The organism is Vibrio sp. 1078-1 (assembly GCF_033340475.1).
On sequence record NZ_JAWOWM010000988.1, the window covers coordinates 1 to 503 of the forward strand.

Annotated in this window: 1 protein-coding gene; it reads left to right on the forward strand. The window is 44.3% G+C overall.

The window, feature by feature from the left end; genetic code table 11:
• Positions 1–46 precede the first annotated feature (46 nt).
• On the forward strand, positions 47–503 hold a 457-nt coding region (locus tag R7190_RS31230; RefSeq protein ID WP_318138391.1), incomplete at its 3' end, for a DUF2786 domain-containing protein.

The window sequence follows — 503 nt, forward strand, 5'->3', positions numbered from 1 at the left end:
TATATGTCTGACTTCGTAAATTTTCTGCTTTCGTTACTGGTTGTCGATGGATAAACAAAAAGCTCTGAAAAAAATCGCCAAGTGTTTGGAACTGGGTAACTCCGCCAACGTGAATGAGGCGGCAAACGCCATCAAGATGGCGCATCGCCTTATGCTCAAATATGGTTTGGACAAAGACGATATTGAGTTTATCAAAATGGGAAAAACTCAATCTTCCCATTTGTTGCCGTCCAACATCAGTTCTACCCTATTGCGCGTGATTCGTGGCATTAACACTAAGTTTGGTGTTGAAGCCGTCTTGTTGAATCACAAAGGGCTTAAACGCGTTGAGTTTATTGGTGAAGCCGATCGCGCGATCTTTGCTGCCTTTGCTTTCGACATCATCTATCGAGAATTGAATGAAAGCACCGGCCAGTTCCGTAATAGCTTTGCAGGTTCTGGTACGTCTTCAATGGAAGTGACTCGTCGCGTTAACTCTTTTGTTTCTGGCTGGGTAGAAGGGG